Source organism: Aquidulcibacter sp., from assembly GCF_020253525.1.
Taxonomy (GTDB): Bacteria; Pseudomonadota; Alphaproteobacteria; order Caulobacterales; family Aquidulcibacteraceae; genus Aquidulcibacter.
The window spans coordinates 1-5,365 of record NZ_JADCBK010000021.1 but is presented as its reverse complement, the minus strand read 5'-3'; the positions used below and the strand labels follow the sequence as shown (position 1 = coordinate 5,365).

4 protein-coding genes are annotated in these 5,365 nt (G+C 57.3%); all 4 read left to right on the top strand.

From position 1 onward, the window contains the following. A partial coding sequence (locus IOB61_RS02740) for an LPS assembly protein LptD (protein WP_290811821.1) occupies positions 1-1,800 on the top strand: 1,800 nt, incomplete at its 5' end. 137 nt (positions 1,801-1,937) lie between these two features. Next, positions 1,938-3,233 carry a peptidylprolyl isomerase gene (locus tag IOB61_RS02735; protein WP_290811818.1) on the top strand — a complete coding sequence of 432 codons (1,296 nt, stop codon included), beginning with the start codon at positions 1,938-1,940 and terminating at the stop codon, positions 3,231-3,233. 16 nt (positions 3,234-3,249) lie between these two features. Continuing rightward, the gene (pdxA, locus tag IOB61_RS02730; protein WP_290811815.1) at positions 3,250-4,248 is read left to right on the top strand and encodes a 4-hydroxythreonine-4-phosphate dehydrogenase PdxA; all 999 of its coding nucleotides are present in this window, start codon (positions 3,250-3,252) and stop codon (positions 4,246-4,248) included. Next, positions 4,245-5,072: a 16S rRNA (adenine(1518)-N(6)/adenine(1519)-N(6))-dimethyltransferase RsmA gene (rsmA, locus tag IOB61_RS02725; RefSeq protein WP_290811812.1), complete on the top strand. Its 828-nt coding sequence runs from the start codon at positions 4,245-4,247 to the stop codon at positions 5,070-5,072. The genes pdxA and rsmA overlap by 4 nt, the downstream gene beginning before the upstream one ends. Positions 5,073-5,365 lie beyond the last annotated feature (293 nt).

Sequence of the window (5,365 nt, the reverse complement as noted above, 5' to 3'; positions counted from 1 at the left end):
TATACCGCTTGCCAAGTCTGCAAGGACGGCAAGAGCAAGCCCTCGTGGATCATTCGCGCGCGGCGGGCCATGCAAAACGAACGCGCTGAATCGATCGTCTATAATGATGTCGTGTTCGAGGTGAAGGGCGTCCCCGTCCTCTATATTCCCTATTTCGAGCATGGAGACCCCTCATCGGGTCGTCGTTCTGGCTTTCTGCAACCCAAGCCGGGCGAATCTTCCCGCAATGGCTATTTCATTGAGCAACCCTATCTGCAGGTGATTGATGCCTCTTCAGACATCACCATCACACCCATCATCAGCCAATATATCAATCCAGTTCTCCAATTGGATTATCGCCGGAAATTCTATTCGGGCGGTCTATGGCTAAGCGGATCGGTCACCAAAGAGAAATTCTTTGGCAAGCGCGGTGAGAAATTTGGCGAGTCAGACTGGCGCGGCCATATTTTTGGCAATGGCGAATTCAAACTTAATGAAACTTGGAATTGGGGCTTTACGGCGGAAAGCGCCAGCGATGACCTCTATCTGTTCCGCTATCGGATCGGGCAGGAGACCACACAAGCCGGACTTGTAAGGCCACAAGCATCGCGGCTGATGTCGCAACTTTATGTGCAGGGCCGGTCCGACCGCTTTTATGTGCGCTCTCTGGGTGCGGTCTTCCAAGACCTCGTGCCGGGCGAACGGCGCAAAAACGTGCCACGCGTTGCCCCCTTGGTCGAGGGTACCTATCGCTGGCTGATTGGGCCCATGAATGGCCGCTTAGATGTATCGGGTTCTGCCGTCTCCTTAATGCGCACCGAAGGGCGGCTTGATTCTGTGCGCGGAAATATCGGCGCGACGTGGCGGGGAAGCCAAATTCTCCCGGGCGGCTTGGTGCTTGAACCCACGGCTTTGGTTCGCGGCGATTATTTCGACTATAGCCAAGGCTCGAATACGGGGGCTGTCTCGGCCACCCCCCTGCCCGCTGATTCCTTTGGCCGCGGTGTTGGCCTTGCATCGGTCGATGTGCGCTGGCCGCTCGTGCGCCCCGGAAATCGGTTCAATGTGACCTTAGAGCCGCGCCTCTCGGTGACTTTGGCCAGTGAAGACGATCAGCAAAGCCGGATCCGCGTCGAAGATGCGCTGGGCTTTGAAATGGACGCGACCAGCTTGTTCCGGCCAGCAGGGGCTGCAGGGATGGATTTGTGGGAGCCTGGAAGCCGCGTCAGTCTCGGCGTGCGCGCGGGCTTGGATGTGTTACCGCGCTCTACGACCAATGCGGTGCCGCTGCGGGCCAGTGGCTTTATTGGACGTCGCATACGTACCGACGAGGCCAGCGCCTTCAGTCGCGCCTCAAACCTCGACCGCAAGGAATCAGATTGGGTTGGCGATTTTGAGCTTCGCCACGGCGATTATGGCAGCCTAACGGGCCGCTTGCGGGTGGATGCTGAAACCGGCAAGCTGGTCCATACCGAAGCTATTGCGCGGCTTAAGGTGTGGCGCACTGAAACCAACCTGCGCTATCATGAGTTTGACAAAAGCGCCGCCGGCCCCACCCGCGCCAATAAAGAGCTGCAAGGCTCGGTGAGTTTGACCCTCAATAAGAATTTCAAACTGTTTGGCGCGCTCTATCGCGACTTCAATACAGACACCAATCTCCGCTCGGCTTATGGCTTGATCTATGGGGATGAATGCACCGACTTCCGCATCTTCTATGAAGAAATTGGAACACGAAACCGCTTCATCGAACCCTCCCAATCCATCCGGTTCCAGATCGCATTCCGCACCTTGGGTGAGCTGAGCGACGCCCCATTTGACTGAGGTAATTCTGCCTAAAGATCGACAAATTTACCGTGCATTGACTTGCACCTGATGAGTCCGTTGGTCATGAACGGATTTTGGGCTAGAAGACTATGAAGAGCCCTCAACAATCGCGCTGTGGCGCATGGAGTGAATGGATGAGCAAGGGGACAATCAGCGCATGTGCAGGCCGGTTTGCACTGGGTGCGATGTTGGCACTCTCTTGCGCGGTCTGGCTAAAGCCGCAACCCACTGTGGCTCAACAGCGCCCCTTAAGCGAGGGCGTTGCCGCCATCGTGAATGACCAGCCCATCACCCGACTGGATGTGCGCCAACGGGTCCAGTTTTTGATTGCCACATCCGGGGCGCAGCAAATCACGCCAGAACTGATCCAGCGCGCAACTTCCGCAGCTCTGAACAGCCTGATCGACGAGCGCTTGCAATTACAAGAAGCTGCAAAGTTCAAAGTGGATGCGTCTGACCGCGAAATCGACCGCATTTTGGCCAATCAAGCCCGTCAGAATGGCGCGACCCTAGAAACCTTTTTCCGCGACCTCGCTGATATTGGCGTTTCGGCCCAAAGTTATCGCGACAAGACCCGCGCCGAAGTTGTGTGGCAGCGCATTGTCAGTGGTCGATTTGGCTCTCGCGTGCGGGTTAATCGCGATCAGGTCAAGGCAGCGCTTGATCGTATTTTAGCCAATACAAACAAGCCTCAATATCTTATTTCTGAGATTTTCTTGGAAGATGAAAATGCCCAAAGCGCGCCGCAAACCCTCGAGGGGGCACGGACTTTGGTGCAGCAATTGCGCGCCGGAACCCCCTTCCAATTGGTTGCGCAACAATTTTCCTTCGCGCCTTCTGCCTCGACCGGCGGCGATATGGGGTGGATCACCTTGGGCGAGTTGAAAGCCGAAGTTGCCGCAGCGGTGGAGCAGATGACGCCCGGAACAGTCAGTGATCCAATCGTCGTGCCCGGCGGCGTGATGATTGTCTCGGTGCGTGAAAAGCGCGAGCCCAGCCCGCCAAAGGCCAAGCTCAAGCTCAAAGAAATGACCCGTAAGGTCCCGGCAGGCGCGGATGAAGCAACGTGGCGTCGGGCCGAACAAGCCGCCCGCACCAGCCGTGATGCGTTGCGCAATGGCTGTGATGGCGTGAATAGAGCCGCACAGCGCAGTTCTCTGGAAGTCATCGACTATGGTGAAATCCAGGACGAGGATTTGGGCGAACCCTTCCGCAGCCAAGCCTTAGGCCTATCGAATGGTCAGGCCAGTGCCGTGTTCCGGTCAGAGACTGGCGTGCATGTTATGGTGCTGTGTGACCGCGAGAATACCGGCTCGGACATCCCAACTCTCGAGCAATTGGAAGACCGCCTGTATGAGCAGGAATTGGCCCTGATCGCCCGCCGCTATTTGCGCGATATCCGTCGTGAAGCGGCGATCATCCAGCCCTGATCGCGTGGCGTTCGCTTTGACAGGACACAAACGGCCGCTGGTCATTTCCATGGGCGATCCGGCAGGCATTGGCCCAGAAGTTATTGCCAAGGCTTGGCAGGCCTTACATACGGGCCCAACCCCATTTTGTGTATTGGGTGATCCTGCCCTGTTTAGGTCAGTTCCAACCCAGCTGATCACACAGGTTTCTGACGCTCCTTCGGTTTTCAACGAAGCGCTCCCCGTCCTAGAAGGTTTTGAAACGCCCGGGGTCATTGCTGGCCAGCCTGATACTGCCCATGCTGAGGTGGTCCTGCGGGCGATTGAGCAGGGTGTCGACTTAGTCTTGTCTGGCCAAGCGCTAGCATTGGTAACCGCACCGATCGCGAAATCCGTCCTCATGGCCGCAGGCTTTCGTCATCCCGGCCATACTGAGTTTTTAGGCGCCCTGTTGGAAGCTGTTCCATTTGAGCAGACGCGCGGGCCCGTCATGATGCTGGCGGTCGATGGTCTGCGGGTTGTGCCCGTCACCATTCATTGCGCCCTGTCCGAAGTGCCACGTCGTTTGACGCAAGAGGCGATCATTCATGCCGCCCGTGTGACGTCAGAGGCCTTAACACGGGATCTGGGCCTGAAGTCTCCCCGCCTGGTTGTCGCAGCGCTCAACCCACATGCCGGCGAAGACGGGGCCTTTGGCGATGAGGAAAGCCGCATCATTGCGCCTGCCGTTTTAGCGCTTCAGGCCATGGGCTTGACGGTGCGTGGCCCCCTGCCCGCCGATAGTCTGTTCCACGCCGAAGCCCGCGCCACCTTTGATGCGGCCATCTGCATGTATCACGACCAAGCCTTAATCCCGCTGAAAGCGCTCGATTTCTGGGGCGGCGTGAATGCGACCCTCGGCTTGCCAATCATTCGAACGAGCCCGGATCATGGAACGGGCTTTGACATTGCCGGGCGTGGCCTTGCACGTCCTGAATCCATGATCGCCGCCATTCAAATGGCCGCCACACTGGCAGAAGGGCGCGGTAAGTCATGAGTGGGGACTTGCGCCAAGCACTCGAAGAGGCAGATTTGTTCGCCCGAAAAAGCTTGGGCCAACATTTTCTCTTAGACTTAAATCTAACCGGAAAAATCGGCCGCTTAGCAGGCATTCAACCAGGTGAAACCGTTTTGGAAATCGGTCCGGGTCCGGGCGGGCTGACCCATGCTCTTTTGGCCAGCCCAGCAGCAAAAGTCATTGTGGTTGAAAAAGACCCCCGTTTTGTGGCCCATCTTGGCCGATTCTTTGCCGACCAGTTAGATCGACTGACCGTGATTGAGGCCGATGCGCTAGCCATTGATGAGGAAGCGCTTTTGGCCAGTCACGGGGTAATAGGTCCAGCTCGGATCATTTCAAATCTGCCCTATAATGTTGGCACGCCACTTTTAGTGAAATGGCTGAAAGCAGGGCCGTGGCGGGGGCCGATGTGCCTGATGTTTCAAACCGAAGTGGCAGAGCGCATTTGTGCTCGGCCCGGCAGCTCCCATTATGGACGATTGGCGGTCCTTGCTGCTGCCCGTTGCACAGCCCGTCTGGCGCTCCATGTGCCCCGTTTGGCCTTTGTGCCGCCGCCCAAGGTGGAGAGCGCGATTGTGGTTTTGGAGGATCATCAAAGCCCGTTTGATGATCTTGCTGGCCTCGAACATGTGACCGCCCACGCATTCGGCCAGAGACGCAAAATGCTGCGCGCCAGCCTCAAAGGTCTTGGCAATTGCGAGGCCATTCTTGAAGCCGCGGGGATCAATCCAACGGCCCGCCCTGAAACGATTGAGCCAGAGGGCTTTTTTGCACTGACCAAGGCGTGGCGCGCGCAAGGCTAGTCGCAGTCATTTTTGGCGGGCGATGTCATCACCAATGCGGTTAGCCAGGTTGGTGGTCGTTGCCGCAAGGTCCCACGGGGTTCCCGCTCGCAGCTCACGCTTTGGCGGGGAGGATGGTTTTTGGGTTGGTTTTTGTCTAGACGCGGTTTGGTGATCCTTCCGGCCCACCAAACCGCAAACGAAATTGTTTCTGCGACATCTGAGTAGTCAAGTGCGCAGCTTTGCTGCGTCGCGACGCGATCCGTTTTCGAAGAAAACGGACACTTGACGACCCAGATGTCGCGCTCGATCCT